This window comes from Leucobacter chironomi DSM 19883 (genome assembly GCF_000421845.1).
GTDB lineage: Bacteria > Actinomycetota > Actinomycetes > Actinomycetales > Microbacteriaceae > Leucobacter > Leucobacter chironomi.
Genome location: NZ_ATXU01000008.1, coordinates 45,131 through 62,383 on the forward strand (window position 1 = coordinate 45,131; position 17,253 = coordinate 62,383).

Here is a 17,253-nt window from a genome sequence, read left to right on the forward strand (position 1 = left end):
GCAACCCGGCTGTGGCATAGTGGAGGGGTCTATTCCGTTATGGTCGGCGAGCCCGGCCCCACACGACAGGTGAGCAGAACCTTGAGCGAAGCGAGCAACGAAACGCCCTGGGGCCGAGTCGACGACGACCGCACCGTCTATGTTCGCGAGGGCGACGGCGAACGCGCGGTCGGTTCCTTCCCCGACGGCACCCCCGAAGAGGCGCTGGCCTACTTCACCCGCAAGTACGCCGACCTCGAAGGGCAGATCGTGCTGCTCGAGGCGCGCGTGGCGCGGGGAACCGCCGATGGATCGGCGGTCGACAGCGTCGCCAAGCTGCGCGAGCAGCTGGTCGAGCCCGCGGCCGTCGGCGACATCGCCGCGCTGCGCAACCGCGTCGAGAAGCTGGGCGAGAAGACCGCGGCGCTCGGCGAGAAGCAGCAGGCCGAGCGCGAGGCCGCCCGCCAGGAGGCCGTCGCCAAGCGCGAGGCCATCGTCGTCGAGGCCGAGCGCCTCGCGGCCCAGCCCGAGGCCTCGATCCGCTGGAAGGACACCAGCCAGACCTTCGAGCAGCTCTTCACCGACTGGCAGACGGCGCAGCGCACCGGCCCGCAGATCCCGAAGTCGCAGGCCGACGCCATGTGGAAGCGCTTCCGCACCGCCCGTCAGTCGTTCGACTCGGCGCGCCGCTCGCACTTCGCGCAGATGGACGCCAACAACAAGGACGTGAAGCAGCGCAAGGAGCGGATCATCGCCGCCGCCGAGGCGCTCGCCCCCAAGGGCATCGAGGGCATTCCCGCCTACCGCTCCCTGCTCGACGAGTGGAAGGCCGCGGGACGCGCGAGCCGCAAGCTCGACGACCAGCTCTGGGCGCGCTTCAAGGCCGCCGGCGACGTGCTCTACGAGGCGAAAGCCGCCGAGGCCGCGCAGACCAACGAGGAGTACGCCGCGAACCTCACCGCGAAGCAGGCGCTGCTCGACGAGGCCGCCCCCATCCTCGAGCAGCGCGAGCACGGCGCCGCCCGCAAGGCGCTCACCGAGGTGCAGCTGCGCTGGGACGAGATCGGCCGAGTGCCGCGCGAGGCGCTGCGCGACGTCGAGTCGCGACTGCGCAAGATCGAGGACCACGTGAAGGGCCTCGAAGACGAGCACTGGCGCAAGACCAACCCCGAGACGAAGGCTCGCAGCGAAGGTCTGCGCGGCCAGCTGGAATCCTCGATCGCCGAGCTCACCGCCGAGGTCGAGGCGGCCCGCGCCGCCGGCGACGCGAAGGCTCAGGCCGAGGCCGAGCAGAAGCTCGCGACGCAGCAGTCGTGGCTCGCCGCCATCGGCGACTGACCAACACTCCGCTCACACCCGCGCGATCCGCCCGCCTTCGGGCGAGTTATCCACATTCGACGCCGGGGTCTGGTGCTTCCGGACCCCGGCGTCGAGCATGAGAGCATGACTTCGCTCTCACCTCCGCCGCTCCCCTGCTTCGATCGCTGGCCCCCGGCCGTCCGCTCGGCCGAACGGCTGCGAGGCACCCTGCTGCGCTGCGGCCCCGGCGTCCGCGGCGCCGGCTGGCCCGAGACGCCGCGCGTGCGCGCCGCGGCCCTCAGCCACTGGCTCGCCGCCGACCGCGTCGCGGTGCGACTCACGGCCGCCTGGGTGTGGGGCGCCTGCCGCGAACCGGGACCACCGCTCGAGTTCTCCACGCTCGACCGCCGCAGGCCGGAGCACCGCACCCCCGCCTCCGGGGTCTCGCTGCATCAGTTCTGCTACACCGACGACGAGCTGTGGGCCTTCGGCCCGGGTCTGCGCGTGACCGCTCCCGCGCAGACCGCCTGCGACCTGCTGCGCAAGCCGGGCGAGTTCGACCGTTCGCACCGGGTCGCCGTGCGACTCTTGATCGGTATGCTTCCCGGCGGAGCGGAGGAAGTGCGCGCGAGGCTCACGAGCGGGCGCGCGCAGTACCGCACCGTGGCGCTCCATCGCCTCGATCCGCGATCCCCACCGCCGAGCAGGCCGCGACGGCCGGCATCGCCGATCCCACGGCCGGCATCAGCGGTCCCACTGCCGGCGCCGGCGCACAGGCCGAGCGGTCAGTTGGTGATGCGATAGACGTCGTAGACGCCGTCGATGCGACGCACCGCGTTGAGCACGTGGTCGAGGTGCGTCGAGTTCGCCATCTCGAACACGAACTTGCTCACCGCGAGACGGGCCGTCGAGGTGTTCACCGAGGCCGAGAGGATGTTGACGTGGTGCTCCGAGAGTGAGCGGGTGATGTCCGAGAGCAAGCCCGAGCGGTCCAGCGCCTCGACCTGGATCTGCACGAGGAACACGCTCTTCGAGGAGGGTGCCCACTCGACCTCGACCACCCGATCCTGCTGCTCCCGCAGATTGAGGAAGTTGTGGCAGTCGACGCGGTGCACCGAGACGCCCTCCGACTTCGTGACGAAGCCCATCACTTCGTCACCGGGCACGGGCGTGCAGCATTTCGCGAGCTTCGCGAGCACCCCGGAGGCGCCCTTCACCGCGATGCCGCTCGAGTCGGCGACCCGGCTCGCGCGCGGCGCCTCGATGATCGGCAGCGTGGCGAGGGCCGGCTCCGTCGAGCTCTGCTCGTCGAACAGCAGAGCGGTGACCTTCTCCACCACCGACTGGGCCGAGACGTGTCCCGCCCCCACCGCGGCGTAGAGCGCCGTGACATCGGCGTACCGCAGCTGGAGCGCGACCTGCTGCAGCCCCTCGGAGTTCATCACCTGGTGCAGCGGCAGCCCCTGCTTGCGCAGCGCCTTCGTGATCTCCACCTTGCCGTTCTCGGCGTCCTCCTCGCGACGCTCCTTCGTGAACCACTGGCGGATCTTGTTCTGGGCGCGCTTGCTCTTCACGAAGTCGAGCCACGACTTGTTGGGCCCCGCGTTCGGATCCTTCGAGGTGAACACCTCGACCACGTCGCCGTTCTGCAGCGGAGTCTCGAGCGAGACGAGGCGGCCGTTCACACGGGCGCCCATCGTGCGGTGGCCCACCTCAGTGTGCACCGCGTAGGCGAAGTCGACGGGGGTGCCGCCGGCGGGCAGCCCGATGACGCGGCCCTTCGGGGTGAAGACGTAGACCTCCTTCGCCCCGATCTCGAAGCGCAGCGCGTCGAGGAACTCGCTCGGGTCCTCGGTCTCCGCCTGCCAGTCCGAGATGTGGGCGAGCCACGCCATGTCGCTCGACCCGGGCCCCTGCTGACCCTGCTGGCGCTGCTTGTACTTCCAGTGCGCCGCCACGCCGTACTCGGCGCGCTGGTGCATCTCGACGGTGCGGATCTGGATCTCGACCGCGCGCCCGTCGGGGCCGATCACCGTGGTGTGCAGCGATTGGTACAGGTTGAACTTCGGGGTGGCGATGTAGTCCTTGAATCGGCCGGGGATCGGGGTCCAGCGCGCGTGCACCGCGCCGAGCACCGCGTAGCAGTCGCGGATCGAGTTCACGAGCACCCGGATACCGACCAGATCGTAGATGTCGTCGAAGTCGCGGCCGCGCACCACCATCTTCTGATAGATCGAGTAGAGCTCTTTGGGGCGACCGGTCACCTCGCCCCGGATCTTCGCGTCGCGTAGATCGTTCTCGATCGAACTGATCACGTTGCCGACGAGCTCGTCGCGCTGCGGGTTACGCTGCGTCACGAGATTCTCGATCTCGGCGTAGAGCTTGGGCTTCAGCACCGCGAAGGAGAGATCTTCGAGCTCGGCCTTCAGCGACTGGATGCCGAGCCGATGCGCGAGCGGCGCATAGATCTCGACGGTCTCCTGAGCTTTGCGCTTCGCGGAGTCGCCGGGGACGAAGCCCCAGGTGCGGGCGTTGTGCAGGCGATCCGCCAGCTTGATCACCAGCACGCGGATGTCCTTCGACATCGCGACGACCATCTTGCGCACGGTCTCCGCCTGCGCGGAGTCGCCGTACTTCACCTTGTCGAGCTTCGTGACGCCGTCGACGAGCATGGCGATCTCGTCGCCGAACTCGGCGGTCAGCTGTTCGAGGGTGTAGTCGGTGTCCTCGACGGTGTCGTGCAGCAGCGCGGCGGCGATGGCGACCGGCGCGACGCCCAGCTCGGCGAGGATCTGGGCGACCGCGATCGGGTGGGTGATGTACGGTTCACCGCTGCGGCGCTTCTGCCCGCGGTGCGCGCGCTCGGCCACGACATAAGCGCGCTCGATCACCGAGAGATCGGCACGCGGATAGTTCGCGCGTACCGTGCGCACGAGCTGGTCGACGGCGCCGGGCGAGCTGCCTCGAGAGAAGATCCGAGGAACCAGCCGACGCAGCGCCGTCGTACCGCTCTGCTGCGTGACGTCGTTCGTGACCACTCTGACCTCCCTCGAATGTTTGAACGTTACACCACGAGAGGTCATTCCCACGAACCGGCCGCTAGGCGCTGATCGCGGCCCCGTTCTGCTCCTCTGCGTCGCTCGACTGGGCCTTCCGCGAGCGGAGCACCTTCTCGTCGTGCCGCTTCACGGCGGGCTCCTTCTCGCGCAGGTGCGCGTAGGCGGGGGCAGCGATGAAGATGGTCGAGTAGGCGCCCACCAGGATGCCGATGAACAGTGCCAGCGAGATGTCGCGCAGCGTGCCCGCGCCGAGCACGAACGCGCCGATGAAGAGGATCGAAGCGACCGGCAGCAGGGCGACGACCGAGGTGTTGATCGAACGCACGAGCGTCTGGTTGACGCCGAGGTTCACCGATTCGGCGAAGGTGCGGCGGTCGTTCAGCTCGCCCGGCGAGGTGTTCTCGCGGATCTTGTCGAAGACCACGACGGTGTCGTAGAGGGAGTAGCCGAGGATCGTGAGGAAGCCGATCATGGCCGCCGGGGTGATCTCGAAGCCCGAGATGCCGTAGATGCCCGCGGTGATGACGAGGTCGTGCAGCAGCGCGATGATCGCTGCCAGCGACATCTTCCAGGTGCGGAAGTAGATGGCCATCACGAGCGCGGCGAACAGCAGGAAGACGAAGAGGGCGATCACGGCCTGACGCGTGATGTCCTGCCCCCAGGCGGGGCCGATGTACGAGTAGGTGACCTCGTCCTCGCCGACGCCGTAGGCCTCGGCGAGCGCGGTCGTCACGGCCCGGTTCTCGGACTCGTCGAGCGCCTCCGTCTGCACGCGGATGTCGGTCGGGCCGAGCTGCGTGACACGGGGCGCCGAGGAGGGCAGCACCTCGGATACGGCGGTCTCCGCGAGCGCGGCGTCGCGGTCGCCGCCCTCGGCGAGGTGCACCTGGAACTGGCTGCCGCCGGTGAATTCGATGCCGAAGGTGAAGCCGCCGCGCGCAAGCGGGCCGAGCACCGAGAGCACGATCAGCACTAGGGAGACCAGATACCAGATCTTGCGCTTGCCGACGAAGTTGATCGACTTCTCGCCGGTGTAGAGAGCGTTGCCGAATTCGGCGAATGAACGAGCCATGCTTAGCTCTCCTTTCCGGTGTTGGCGGTCTCGAGCGAGATGCCCTGATCCGCCGCTTTGCGCTCGGCGATCGTCTGCCGGCGCTCTGCTTCCTTCTGGCTGCGAGCGTTCTTCTTGCCGGCGCCCTTGGTCGTGATGACGGGCTCGCGGAACTGCGCCCGGCCGCGGTAGACCGCGCCGAGTCGCTTCGGATCGAGGCCCGAGGCCGGGTGGCCCGAACGGTAGAAGCGGGTGCGCGCGAGCAGCGTCATCATCGGGTGCGTGAAGAACGCGACGACCAGCACGTCGACGAGAGTGGTGAGCCCGAGCGTGAACGCGAAGCCCTTCACGTTGCCGACCGCGAGGATGAAGAGGATCACCGCCGCGAGGAAGTTCACGCCGTCGGAGGCGAGCACCGTGCGGAAGGCGCGCTTCCAGCCGTGCTCGACCGCGCTCTCGATGCCGAAGCCGTCGCGCAGCGCGTCGCGAATGCGCTCGAAGTAGACGATGAACGAGTCGGCGGTGAAGCCCACCGCCACGATGATGCCCGCGACTCCCGCGAGCGACAGGCGGTAGCCCTGGCGCCACGAGAAGAAGGTGAGCAGCAGATAGGTGAGGACCGCGGCGATCGCGAGCGAGGCGATCGTGAGCGAGCCGAGCGCCCGGTACTGGAAGATCGAGTAGACCACCACGAGCAGCAGACCGATGAGGCCGGCGAGCAGGCCCGCCTGCAGCTGGTTCGTGCCGAGCGTCGCGGAGATGTCCTCCTGGCTCTGCACGGTGAAGTCCATCGGCAGCGCGCCGAACTTGAGCTGATCGGCGAGCGCCTGCGCCGACTCCTGGGTGAAGCTGCCGCTGATCGACGGGCGGCCGTCGAGGATCTGCCCGTTCATGGTGGGGGCCGAGAGCACGCTGCCGTCGAGCACGAAGGCGAAGCGGTTCTGGGGCTCCGCGGCGCCGTAGAGCCGGGTGCTGATCTTGCCGAAGGTGTCTGCGCCCTCGCGGTTCATGGTGATCTGCACGACCCACTCGCCGGTGCTCGCGCCGGTGCTGGTGGTGCCCATCTGCGCGACAGCGTCGGTGATGACGTCGCCGCTCAGCTCGACCGGGCCGAGGATGAACTTCTCCATGCCGGCGTCGTCGCAGGTGATCAGGGGACGATCCGCCGCGGCGTCGCGCGTGTCGAGCGCGGCCTCGGAGTCGCAGCTGAAGGCGTCGAACTGCTGCTGCAGCCCCGGGGTGATCCAGGCCAGGTCACCGGCTTCGGTGGGCAGCGGATCGGGATCGACGCCCTCGGTCGTCGCCGCGGCGTCGTCGGCCTTCGCCTCGGCGTCCGCGGCCTTGGTGTCGTCGGCCTTCGCGTCTGCGTCCTTCGCGTCAGCTTCCTTGGCGTCGGCGTCCGTCGCATCGGCGGCCGGGTCGGCGGTCTCGCCCTCGGGGGTCGCCTGCTCGCCATCCTGCTGCAACTGCTCGAGGTTGACGCCCATGCCCGTGGCGAGCACGGGGCGGAAGTCGAGCTTCGCGGAGGCCTCGATCCGCTGCAGCGTGGCCTCGTCGGCCTTGCCCGGGATCGACACCGAGATGTGCTGGCTGCCCTGCGTGGTGATCTCCGCTTCGGAGACACCGGCCGCATCGACGCGCTGGCGGATGATCGAGACCGCCTGCTGCAACTGCTCGCCGCTCACCGCCTGACCGTCGGTCTGCTCGGCGGCGAGCAGGATCTGCGTGCCGCCCTGCAGGTCGAGGGCGAGCTTCGGCGTCCACGTCGCGTCGCTGCGGAACACGCCGTAGGTGATGAGGCCCGCGAGGCCGACGATGAGGACCAGGAGGAATACGAGGGAGCGACGAGCCCTCCGCACCGCAGGTGTGGACGCCAAGACTGACTGCTTTCTGTCTGAGTGAAGTGGAGGTTGCCGCGGTCCCCTCCCGCGGCGGCGCCGGATCAGGCCTTGGGGTTCTGCCCGTCGGTCTGGTCGTCGGCGTCGGGGCGCTCGGTGGTCTCACCGGTGCCCTCGGTGGTCTCGTCGGATGCGGGGGCGGCGTCGCTGGGCGCGCCCTTCGCGAGACGCTCGCCGAACTCGGGGTCGTCGTCGGGAGCGAACGACGCGGTGGTCTGCTCGGCCTCGTCGGCGCTCTCAACGGGGGTGATGATCTGCGAGATCGCGTTGCGGTGCACGATCAGGGTGGTGGTGCCGCTGCGCACGGTGGCGCGGTTCTCGTCCTCGTCGATCGACTCGATGGTGCCGAAGATGCCCGACTGCAGCATCACCTCGGCGCCGGGGCGCAGGCCGTTCTGCAGCTCCTGCATGGCCTGCTGACGCTTCTTGCCGTTGCGGAACATGAAGAAGATCAGAACGGCGATGAGTCCGAACATGAGGATGCTGATCGGGTCGAGAGTCACGAGGGTCCTTTCGGTGGGCGGTCCCGAAATTGGAGCCGCGAGGCACAGATTTGATTAGCTTAGCGTGCTCAGGCTGGGAAACCCGACCGATTCGAGCCCGTATTCGCGCCGTGCATCGCCGCTCAGATCAGCGTCGGCGTGCCCGCCGGGGCGGCGGGCGGTACGACGCCCACGTGCTCCCAGCCGAGCCGGGTCGCGACCCGCCCCCGCGGAGTGCGGGTCAGCAGGCCCGTGCGCACGAGGAAGGGCTCGACGACCGCCTCGATCGTCTCGGCCTCCTCCCCCACGGACACCGCGAGCGTCGAGAGACCGACGGGGCCGCCCGCGAAGCGCTCGACCACCGCGCGCAGCACCTCCCGGTCGAGCCGGTCGAGCCCGTGCTGATCGACGTCGTAGAGCGCGAGTGCGGCCTGCACGCTCGCGGTGTCGCCGGGGGTCTCGTGCACGAGACTGTAGTCGCGCACGCGGCGCAGCAGCCGGTTCGCGATGCGGGGGGTGCCCCGGGACCGCCGCGCGATCTCCTCGACGCCCTGCGCGGAGAGGCCGAAGTCGAGCAGCCCTGCGGCGCGACGCACGACGCTCGCCAGCTCGTCATCGGAGTAGAACTCGAGATGCGCGGTGAAGCCGAAGCGGTCGCGCAGCGGGTTCGGCAGCAGGCCGGCCCGTGTGGTGGCGCCGACGAGGGTGAACGGCGCGAGCTCCAGCGGCACGGAGGTGGCGCCGGCGCCCTTGCCCACCATGATGTCGACCTTGAAGTCCTCCATCGCGAGGTAGAGCATCTCCTCGGCGCTGCGGGCCATCCGGTGGATCTCGTCGACGAACAGCACCTCGCCCGGGGTGAGGGCGGAGAGCACGGCCGCGAGGTCGCCGGCGTGCTGGATCGCCGGGCCCGAGGTCTGGTGGAGCGGCTTGCCGAGCTCGGAGGCCACGATCATCGACAGGGTGGTCTTGCCCAGTCCCGGAGGCCCCGCCAGCAGGATGTGATCGGGCGTGTGCCGGCGCATGGTGGCCGCGTCGAGCAGCAGCCCGAGCTGGCGTCGCACCTTCGACTGACCGACGAACTCCGACAGCGTCGAGGGGCGCAGCGCACCCTCGTACCCCTGTTCGGAGGGCGATGCCTGGGGGGACAGCTCGCCGGTCATCGGCGGGCTCCGGCTCCGCTGCGGGCGGCCTGCAGCAGCGCGAGCGCCGCGCGCAGCAGACCCGCGTGGTCCTCCGGGGCGCCGGCGTCGCGGGCGTCCTGCACCGCCTGGCGCGCGTCGGAATCCGACCAGCCGAGCCCCACGAGCCCCTCCCCGACCGCTTCGGCGACGAGCTGCGCGGGATCGCCCGCGCCTCCGGCCGGGGCGCCCGCGTCGGAGAATCCGAGTTCGGGCAGCTTGCCCGCGAGCGATACGACGATGAGCTTCGCCGTCTTGGGGCCGATGCCCGAGACCTTGCGGAACGGCTTCTCGTCTTCGGCTGACACCGCGCGGGCCACCTCGGCGGGGTTCAGCGCCGAGAGCACGCCGAGTGCGCTGCGGGGACCGACGCCAGACACCGCGATGAGGTGACCGAAGACCTCGAGCTCGTCCTGCGTGGCGAAACCGAAGAGGGTGAGCGAGTCCTCCCGCACCACGAGCGAGGTGTGCAGGAAGACCTCGTCGCCGACGGCCGACTGGGAGACTCGGCCGCTCGGCACCTCGACGCGCATGCCGAGCCCGCCGACACTCACGACGACCCAACCGGCGCCGGATGCGAGCACGGGCCCGCCTATCGAAGCAATCACGCTCCCAGCCTAGGGTGCGCCTCCGACAGACGGGCCCGCGCCACACCGATCATTCGAATATATCTACGAACAGGGCGTGGTTCGCAGTTGCGTCAGGCGCTCGCTCCGACGGGCTGCGCCTGCTCGCGCGACGCGCGCACCGCACGGTTCACTGCCGACACGATCGCCTTGAGCGTGGCCCGCGTGGTGTCGGGGTCGATGCCCACGCCCCACAGTCGCTGCCCGTCGACCTCGAGATCGACGTAGGCCGCGGCGACGGCGTCTCCGCCGGAGCTCATCGCGTGCTCGACGTAGTCGAACAGGGTCACGGCGTGGCCGTTCTCGTTGATGCCCGAGATGAAGGCGTCGACGGGTCCGTTGCCTCGCGCGGTGAGCTGGTGCTCGCCCTCGCCGTCGCGATAGTCGACGGTGAGCTCGGTCACACCGTCGCCCGCACTGGTCGAGGCGGTGCGGAACAGCTCGTAGCGACCCCAACGATCGAAGGAGGAGTCGGTGGTCGGGAGGTACTCGTCCTGGAAGATGCGCCAGATCTCATCACTCGAGACCTCGCCGCCCTCACTGTCGGTGAGGCCCTGCACCACGGCGCTGAACTCGATCTGCAGGCGACGCGGCAGGTCGAGGCTGTGGTCGGTCTTCAACAGGTAGGCGACGCCGCCCTTGCCCGACTGCGAGTTGACCCGGATGACCGCTTCGTAGGAGCGGCCGAGATCCTTCGGGTCGACGGGCAGGTAGGGCACGGCCCACTCGATGTCGTCGACCGTCACGCCGGCGTCCTCGGCGTCGCGCGCCATACGCTCGAAGCCCTTCTTGATGGCGTCCTGATGCGATCCCGAGAATGCCGTGTAGACCAGGTCGCCGGCCCAGGGGCTGCGCTCGGGCACCCGCAGCTGGTTGCAGTACTCGGCGGTGCGGCGCACCTCGTCGAGACGCGAGAAGTCGATCTGCGGGTCGATGCCCTGCGTGAACAGGTTGATGCCCAGCGCGACGAGGTCGACGTTGCCGGTGCGCTCGCCGTTGCCGAAGAGGCATCCCTCGATGCGGTCGGCGCCCGCCAGGTAGCCGAGCTCGGCGGCGGCGACGGCGGTGCCGCGATCGTTGTGGGGGTGCAGCGAGAGGATCACGTTCTCGCGGTGGTTCAGGTGCCGACTCATCCACTCGATCGAGTCGGCGTAGACGTTCGGCGTCGCCATCTCGACCGTGGCGGGCAGGTTGATGATGACCTTGCGCTCGGGCGTGGGCTCGAAGATCTCGAGGACGTCGTTGCACACCTCGGCGGCGTACTCCAGCTCGGTGCCGGTGTACGACTCGGGCGAGTACTCGTAGTAGATGTCGGTGCCGGCGCAGATCGCTTCGCTCTCGCGGCACAGCTTCGCGCCGTCGGTCGCGATCCTCTTGATGCCCTCGCGGTCGGAGCGGAAGACCACGTCGCGCTGCAGGATGCTCGTGGAGTTGTAGAGGTGCACGATGGCCTGCTTCGCGCCGATGAGCGACTCGTAGGTGCGCTTGATGAGGTGCTCGCGCGCCTGGGTGAGCACCTGGATCGTCACGTCGTCAGGGATCGCGTCGTCTTCGATGAGCTGGCGCACGAAGTCGAAGTCGGTCTGGCTGGCCGACGGGAAGCCGACCTCGATCTCCTTGTAGCCCATCTTGACGAGCAGCTCGAACATGATCCGCTTGCGCTCGGGGCTCATGGGATCGATGAGCGCCTGGTTGCCGTCGCGCAGATCGACCGCGCACCAGCGAGGAGCTTCGGTGATGCGCTTCGTGGGCCAGGTGCGGTCCGGCAGCTCCACATTGATGATCTCGTGGAACGGGCGGTACCGGTGCACCGGCATACCGGAGGGCTTCTGCGTGTTCTTCATGGGCTCGTACTTTCTCGTCTCAATATCTCTTGCTCAGCCAAACACGAACACCGCGACGAGGGAGGCCTGGGATTAGGACTCGTCGCGGCAGCTAAGGAGAAGCGAGCCGAACAGCATGCAGCCACTATAGCACCGCCGGATGACACCCGTGGCGGCGCGGCCATAGGCTGGAGCGCATGAGGACGATGCGGAGAACGCTGCTCGGGATCGCGGTCGCACTGCTCGGGGTCGGCGCGACAGCGGTCGCCGCGCCGATCCCGGTTGCGCATGCGGGCACCGAGGACTTCAGCTACGACAGCTGGCAGGTCGAGTACGAGGTCGGCACGGACGAGGAAGGGCGCGCCATCGCGCACGTCACCGAGACCCTGACCGCCCGATTCCCCGACTTCGACCAGAACCGGGGCCTCGTGCGCGGGTTGCCGATCGACTACCAGGGGGCGTCGACCGATCCCCGCGACTTCTCGGTGTCCGACGCAGCCGGTGATCCGGTGCCCTTCGAGCTGGAGCACGACGACGGTTTCGTCGCGGTGCTCACGGGCGACGATCGCTACGTGCACGGCGTGCAGATCTACGTGATCGAGTACACGCTGAGCGACGTGGTGCTCGCCCGCGACGACGGCAAGGCCGACGAGTTCTACTGGGATCTCACCGACTTCGAGCACCAGCAGCCCATCGACGACTTCTCGGCGCGGATCTCCTTCTCCCCCGAGCTCGCCGAACGGCTGAACGGCGAAGCCCGGTGCTACTCCGGAGAACCCCGCTCCACCCAGGAGTGCACCATCACCGAGACCGACGGCGTGTTCGCCGTGTCGGGGCTCGCCCTCGGCCCGCGGGAGGGCGCCACGGTCGCGATCGGCCTCGCAGCGGGCAGCGTGGTGCAGCCGCCGGCGCGCCTGCCGAACTTCGCGCTCGACGCACTGCCCTTCGCGGGCGCGGCCGCGGCGCTCGGCGTCGGGGTCGCCGGCCTGATCCCGGTGCTCGCGCTGCGACGCCGGAGCCGCACCGCGCGCGGTGTGATCGTGGCGCAGTACGACGTTCCCGGCTCGCTGCCGCCGCTCGTGGCCGCCCCGATCGTCGGCGGATCCTCGAACCCGGCGTCGGCGCAGCTCGTGCACCTCGCCGTGAACGGCGCCCTCCGCATCGAGGACGGCGTCCCCGAGCAGGGCCTCTTCGGGCCGAAGCAGGCGCAGCCGGTGCTGCGGCTGCTCGATCCCGAGCGGGTCGGAGATCCGCTCGACCGCGAGACCGTGCAGCAGGTGTTCCCGCACGCGACGCCGGGCGAGGCGTTCACGATCCCGAAGCAGAGCGAGTCGTTCGCCTCGAAGATGAGCAAGCTGCAGTCGAGCGGCGCCGAGCAGGCGCGTGCTCGCGGCTACTTCCGCCGGGCGCACAGCCCTGCGGGGCGCGTGCTCGGCATCGTCGGCATCGTGCTCTCCGTCGGACTGCTCGCGCTGTCTCTGACCGCCATCGCCCAGCGCGGCAGCGGAGCCGGGGTCGTCGGCCTCATCGCCGCCGCCGCAGGCGTGGTGCTCTCGATCATCGCGGTCTGCCCGCACCGCGTGCACACGACCGCCGGGGCGGAGACGCGGGAGTACCTCGAGGGGGTGCGCGAGTTCATCCGGGTCGCCGAGGCCGATCGCATCCGGATGCTGCAGTCCTATACGGGGGCGGAGCGTCTGCAGGACGGCTCCGTCGACGTGATCCACGTCTACGAGAAGCTGCTGCCCTACGCGATGCTCTTCGGGCTCGAGAAGCAGTGGACCCGGGCGCTCGCCGTGCGCTACGAGCAGAGCCCCGGCTACGTGCCGTACTGGTACCCGGCCGTCGCCGTGCACGGTCTCGGCGCCTTCGACAGCACGATCTCGCAGTTCACGAGCTCGCTGAACTCGTCGGTGAGCTACACGTCGAGCAGTTCCGGCGGTTCGAGCGGCGGCGGCTTCAGCGGCGGCGGCGGGGGCGGCGGTTTCAGCGGCGGCCGCTGAGCGGCTCCGCCACGAAGAAAGGGACGGCCCGGAATCACCGGACCGTCCCCGACCGCGCCGAGTCGCCCCGGCACGGAAGATCGCTCAGACGCGACGCTCGCTGTACTGCGCGCTGCCGAAGCCGATGATGAGGTAGCCGATCACCGAGAACAGCCAGAGCAGGAAGAACGAGAACACCCCGCCCTTGCCGAAGCGCTCGCCCAGACGGAGCGCCACGAGGATGCCGAAGACGATGTTGACGATCGGGATCAGGTAGAGCAGGGTCGCCCACGCGGAATACCCCGCCACCTTGACGAGGATGAACACGTTGACGATGGGGATGAGCGCGAGCACCCCGGGGTACCCGGCCTTCGAGAAGACCCGCCAGAGCGCGATCGCGACGATGACGTACCAGACGATCGCGAAGACGCCGTACTGCGACGAAAGCGCGGTGATCTGGGCCTGATCGGTGATGGATTCAGTGAGGTGCATACTCCAGACAATACTGGATTCCGGTCAGAATCCGAGCCTTCCGAGTGCCTTCGGATCCCGCTGCCACTCCTTGAGCACCTTCACTCGCAACGAGAGATACACCCGCTGCCCGAGCAGCGCCTCGATCTCCCGGCGCGCCCGCTCCCCCACGTCGCGCAGCCGGGATCCGCCCTTGCCGATCACGATCCCCTTCTGACTGTCGCGCTCGACGTAGATGGAGGCGTAGATCTCGATGAGACCGGGCGCCCCGTCGACGCCTTCGCGCACCTCGCGGTCGTCGACGGTCGCGGCGAGCGAGTGCGGCAGCTCCTCGCGGGCGCCCTCGAGCGCGGCCTCGCGGATCAGCTCCGCGATGCGGTCGTCCTCGCCCTCGTCGGTGGTCGTCTCATCCTCGTAGAGCGGAGGCGAGGCCGGCATCAGGCCGAGCAGCACGTCGCTCAGCACGTCGAGCTGCTCCCGGGTCACCGACGAGATCGGAATGACGGCGTCCCACTCGCGCAGCGAGCCGAGGCGCGTGAGCTGATCGATGATCTCGCCCTTCGAGGCCTCGTCGACCTTGGTGAGGATCGCCACCTTCTTCGCGCGCGGGAAGTCGTCGAGGCGATCGTTGATGAAGCGGTCGCCCGGGCCCAGCTTCTCGTTCGCGGGCACGCAGAAGCCGATCACGTCGACGTCGCCGAGGGTGGCCTCGACGAGGGCGTTCAGACGCTCGCCCAGCAGCGTTCGGGGCCGGTGGATGCCCGGAGTGTCGACGATGATGAGCTGGCCGTCGGGCCGGTGCACGATGCCGCGGATCGCGCGGCGCGTGGTCTGGGGCTTCGGGCTCGTGATCGCGATCTTCTCGCCCACGAGGGCGTTGGTGAGCGTTGACTTGCCGACGTTCGGCCGCCCGACGAAGGACACGAAGCCCGCCCGGAACTCGGGGGTCACCCCCGGCACGGGCGCCTCGGCCCCGCCGGGGCCCTGCTCGGCGCCGTCAGCGCGCTGCTCGCTCATTCGTCTTCCTCTTCCTCTTCGGGCCCGACCCAGCGGGCCACGACGGTCAGCAGTCGCTGCCGCTTGCGCTCGGTGTCGGCCGCGGTGAGCTCGATGCCTTCCACGGTCACGGTATCGCCGGTCTCCGGCAGGCGGCCGAGGTGCTTCGCCACCAGCCCGCTCACGGTGTCGACGTCGTCGTCGTCGAGTTCGATGCCGAAGAGCTCGCCCAGGTCGTCGACCGGGAGGCGAGCGTTCACGAGGAACGACCCGTCCTCGCGCTGAGCGACTTCGGGCACTTCGCGGTCGTGCTCGTCGGCGATGTCGCCGAGTAGTTCCTCGATGAGATCTTCGAGGGTCACGAGGCCCGAGATTCCGCCGTACTCGTCCACCACGAGCGCCAGGTGGTTCGACTCGCGCTGCATCTGACGCAGCAGCTTGTCGGCGGGCTGCAGCTCGGGCACGAACATCGCCGGCTTCATGATGCGGGTGACGGATTCGGTCTCGGCCTCCTCGGGCCGGCGCAGCACGAATCTGCTCGCGTCGCGCAGATAGGCGACGCCCGCCACGTCGTCGGGGCCGCCAGTGACCACCGGCATGCGCGAGTGGCGCGAGGTCAGCAGCGCCTCCAGCGCCTCCCGCACGGTCTGCGTCGCGTCGACGGTGCTCATATCGGTGCGGGGCACCATGAGCTCGCGCACGAGGGTGTCACCGAACTCGACGACGGAGTGGATCACATCGCGGTCGTCGTCGTCGAGCAGATCCTGATCCGCCGCCTGATCCACGATCGACAGCAGCTGCTCCTCATCGCGCACCCGACCGCGGCCGAGCGCGACGAGCGTGCCGATGCGCTTCGCGGTTGCCGAGAGGCGGCGCGGCAGCGGGACGGAGCCCGTCGGGGGGTCGACGCTCACTTGCGGCCCCGTTCTCGCATCGCGAAGGAGAGCAGCAGATCGCGCTGCAGACCGAACATCTCGGCCTCCTCGTCGGGCACGGCGTGATCGAAGCCGAGCAGGTGCAGCATCCCGTGGGTGAGCAGCACCGCCATCTCCTGCTGCAGGTCGTGCCCTGCGGCCTCCGCCTGCGTCTCGGCGACCTGGGGGCAGATCACCACGTCGCCCAGCAGCCCGGCGGGGGTGCGCGCGTCGACGCGGCCGGGCCGCAGTTCATCCATGGGGAAGCTCAGCACGTCGGTGGGGCCGGGCTCGTCCATCCACTGCACGTGCAGCTGCTCGATCGCGGCCTCGTCGACCATCATCACGCCGAGCTCGGTGTCGGGGTGCACGTGCAGCGATTCGAGCACGAAGGCCGCGAGCCGCTGCAGCCGGGACTCCTCGACCTCGACGCCCGACTCGTTGTTGATCTCGACGCTCACTGGGCGTCTCCCTTCTGCTGCTTCTGGTCGTAGGCGGAGTAGGCGTCGACGATGCGGCTCACGAGGTTGTGGCGCACGATGTCGTCGGAGCCGAGCTCCGCGAAGTGGATGTCCTCGACGCCGCGCAGGATGCGGTTCACCACTCTCAAGCCGCTCGCGGCGATCGGCAGGTCGATCTGGGTGATGTCGCCGGTCACCACCATCTTCGAGCCGTAGCCGAGACGGGTGAGGAACATCTTCATCTGCTCGGGCGTGGTGTTCTGCGCCTCGTCGAGGATCACGAACGACTCGTTGAGGGTGCGCCCGCGCATGTACGCGAGCGGCGCCACCTCGATGGTGCCGCTCGCGAGCAGCTTGGGCACGATGTCGGGATCCATCATCGATCCGACCGCGTCGAACAGCGGGCGCAGGTAGGGGTCGATCTTGTCCTCGAGCGTGCCCGGCAGGTAGCCCAGCCGTTCGCCGGCCTCGACCGCCGGCCGGGTGAGGATGATCTTCGCGACCTCGCGTCGCTGCAGCGCCTGCACGGCCTTCGCCATCGCGAGGTAGGTCTTGCCGGTGCCCGCGGGCCCGATGCCGAACACGATCGTGTGCTCGTCGATCGCGTCGACGTAGGCCCGCTGCCCGCGGGTCTGGGGGCGCACGGCGTGGCCCCGAACCGTGAGGATCGGTTCGCTGAGCACCTGCGCCGCGGTGGGGCCGTTGCCCTCGTGCACCATTCGGGTGACCTCTTTCACATCGTGACGGGAGACCGCGCCGCTGAGCTTCGCGATCTGCAGGATCTCGTGCACCACCTGCTCGGCGGCGCGCACCTCGGGGGCCGGGCCGCGCATCGTCAGCACCTGGTCGCGGGCGTGGAACACGACCCGCGGGTGCTGCGCTTCGAGGTCGGCGATGAGCTGATCGCGGTGCCCGAGGAAAGACGCGAGATCGACGCCGGCGAGCAGCACCGTGCGCTGCAGCTCGGGTTCGGAGCCCTCCTGCGGGGCATCGCCGCCGGTTCGCGCGTCAGTCGGGTTCACGGGCTCCCT

15 protein-coding genes are annotated in these 17,253 nt (G+C 69.3%); 3 read left to right on the forward strand and 12 right to left on the reverse strand.

Translation table 11 applies throughout. From position 1 onward, the window contains the following. Positions 1 to 39 precede the first annotated feature (39 nt). Together H629_RS0110005 and H629_RS0110010 are read left to right on the forward strand one after the other, a co-directional pair. On the forward strand, positions 40 to 1,317 hold the full coding sequence (locus tag H629_RS0110005; RefSeq protein ID WP_051137875.1) for a DUF349 domain-containing protein: 1,278 nt from the start codon (positions 40 to 42) through the stop codon (positions 1,315 to 1,317). 105 nt (positions 1,318 to 1,422) lie between these two features. Beyond that, the gene (locus H629_RS0110010) at positions 1,423 to 2,082 is read left to right on the forward strand and encodes a hypothetical protein (protein WP_024357129.1); all 660 of its coding nucleotides are present in this window, start codon (positions 1,423 to 1,425) and stop codon (positions 2,080 to 2,082) included. Here H629_RS0110010 and H629_RS0110015 read toward each other — a convergent pair. The 7 genes from H629_RS0110015 to leuA form a co-directional block, all read right to left on the reverse strand. Continuing rightward, positions 2,064 to 4,316 carry a RelA/SpoT family protein gene (locus tag H629_RS0110015; protein ID WP_024357130.1) on the reverse strand — a complete coding sequence of 751 codons (2,253 nt, stop codon included), beginning with the start codon at positions 4,314 to 4,316 and terminating at the stop codon, positions 2,064 to 2,066. The genes H629_RS0110010 and H629_RS0110015 overlap by 19 nt on opposite strands. Before the next feature lie 61 nt (positions 4,317 to 4,377). Continuing rightward, entirely contained in the window at positions 4,378 to 5,409 is a 1,032-nt protein-coding gene (gene secF / locus H629_RS0110020; RefSeq protein ID WP_024357131.1) for a protein translocase subunit SecF, read from the reverse strand. A gap of 2 nt (positions 5,410 to 5,411) precedes the next feature. After that, positions 5,412 to 7,265, reverse strand: a complete 1,854-nt coding sequence (gene secD / locus H629_RS0110025) for a protein translocase subunit SecD (RefSeq protein ID WP_024357132.1) — start codon at positions 7,263 to 7,265, stop codon at positions 5,412 to 5,414. A 65-nt stretch (positions 7,266 to 7,330) separates the two neighbouring features. Then, positions 7,331 to 7,789 carry a preprotein translocase subunit YajC gene (gene yajC, locus H629_RS15715; RefSeq protein WP_024357133.1) on the reverse strand — a complete coding sequence of 153 codons (459 nt, stop codon included), beginning with the start codon at positions 7,787 to 7,789 and terminating at the stop codon, positions 7,331 to 7,333. A gap of 122 nt (positions 7,790 to 7,911) precedes the next feature. Continuing rightward, positions 7,912 to 8,931, reverse strand: a complete 1,020-nt coding sequence (gene ruvB, locus H629_RS0110035; RefSeq protein ID WP_024357134.1) for a Holliday junction branch migration DNA helicase RuvB — start codon at positions 8,929 to 8,931, stop codon at positions 7,912 to 7,914. Next, positions 8,928 to 9,557 (reverse strand): Holliday junction branch migration protein RuvA, encoded by a 630-nt coding sequence (gene ruvA, locus H629_RS0110040; protein WP_024357135.1) that lies wholly within the window; start codon positions 9,555 to 9,557, stop codon positions 8,928 to 8,930. Before ruvA ends, ruvB begins: the two co-directional genes overlap by 4 nt. A 92-nt stretch (positions 9,558 to 9,649) precedes the next feature. After that, on the reverse strand, positions 9,650 to 11,419 hold the full coding sequence (gene leuA, locus H629_RS0110045; protein WP_024357136.1) for a 2-isopropylmalate synthase: 1,770 nt from the start codon (positions 11,417 to 11,419) through the stop codon (positions 9,650 to 9,652). Positions 11,420 to 11,595: 176 nt separating this feature from the next. Here leuA and H629_RS0110050 point away from each other — a divergent pair, with 176 nt between their 5' ends. Further along, a complete protein-coding gene (locus H629_RS0110050; protein ID WP_024357137.1) occupies positions 11,596 to 13,401 on the forward strand; it encodes a DUF2207 domain-containing protein in 1,806 nt (601 codons plus the stop codon). 84 nt (positions 13,402 to 13,485) lie between these two features. Here H629_RS0110050 and H629_RS0110055 read toward each other — a convergent pair whose 3' ends face one another. From H629_RS0110055 to H629_RS0110075, 5 genes are read right to left on the reverse strand one after another with little or no spacing between them, the layout of a single operon-like run. Further along, complete coding sequence (locus H629_RS0110055) at positions 13,486 to 13,872, reverse strand: DUF5684 domain-containing protein (RefSeq protein ID WP_024357138.1); 387 nt, start codon at positions 13,870 to 13,872, stop codon at positions 13,486 to 13,488. A 24-nt stretch (positions 13,873 to 13,896) separates the two neighbouring features. Then, positions 13,897 to 14,868 (reverse strand): GTPase Era, encoded by a 972-nt coding sequence (era, locus tag H629_RS0110060; RefSeq protein ID WP_240471091.1) that lies wholly within the window; start codon positions 14,866 to 14,868, stop codon positions 13,897 to 13,899. Further along, positions 14,865 to 15,761, reverse strand: a complete 897-nt coding sequence (locus H629_RS0110065; protein WP_024357140.1) for a hemolysin family protein — start codon at positions 15,759 to 15,761, stop codon at positions 14,865 to 14,867. Before H629_RS0110065 ends, era begins: the two co-directional genes overlap by 4 nt. Beyond that, positions 15,758 to 16,222, reverse strand: a complete 465-nt coding sequence (gene ybeY, locus H629_RS0110070; RefSeq protein WP_024357141.1) for an rRNA maturation RNase YbeY — start codon at positions 16,220 to 16,222, stop codon at positions 15,758 to 15,760. Before ybeY ends, H629_RS0110065 begins: the two co-directional genes overlap by 4 nt. After that, positions 16,219 to 17,244 (reverse strand): PhoH family protein, encoded by a 1,026-nt coding sequence (locus tag H629_RS0110075; RefSeq protein WP_024357142.1) that lies wholly within the window; start codon positions 17,242 to 17,244, stop codon positions 16,219 to 16,221. The genes ybeY and H629_RS0110075 overlap by 4 nt, the downstream gene beginning before the upstream one ends. Positions 17,245 to 17,253: the final 9 nt, after the last annotated feature.

Coding starts and splice junctions, on each gene's coding strand:
- H629_RS0110005 (WP_051137875.1), top strand. CDS start 40: ATGGTCGGCGAGCCCGGCCCCACACGACAGGTGAGCAGAACCTTGAGC.
- H629_RS0110010 (WP_024357129.1), top strand. CDS start 1,423: ATGACTTCGCTCTCACCTCCGCCGCTCCCCTGCTTCGATCGCTGGCCC.
- secF (WP_024357131.1), bottom strand. CDS start 5,409: ATGGCTCGTTCATTCGCCGAATTCGGCAACGCTCTCTACACCGGCGAG.
- ruvB (WP_024357134.1), bottom strand. CDS start 8,931: ATGACCGGCGAGCTGTCCCCCCAGGCATCGCCCTCCGAACAGGGGTAC.
- leuA (WP_024357136.1), bottom strand. CDS start 11,419: ATGAAGAACACGCAGAAGCCCTCCGGTATGCCGGTGCACCGGTACCGC.
- H629_RS0110050 (WP_024357137.1), top strand. CDS start 11,596: ATGAGGACGATGCGGAGAACGCTGCTCGGGATCGCGGTCGCACTGCTC.
- H629_RS0110055 (WP_024357138.1), bottom strand. CDS start 13,872: ATGCACCTCACTGAATCCATCACCGATCAGGCCCAGATCACCGCGCTT.
- era (WP_240471091.1), bottom strand. CDS start 14,868: ATGAGCGAGCAGCGCGCTGACGGCGCCGAGCAGGGCCCCGGCGGGGCC.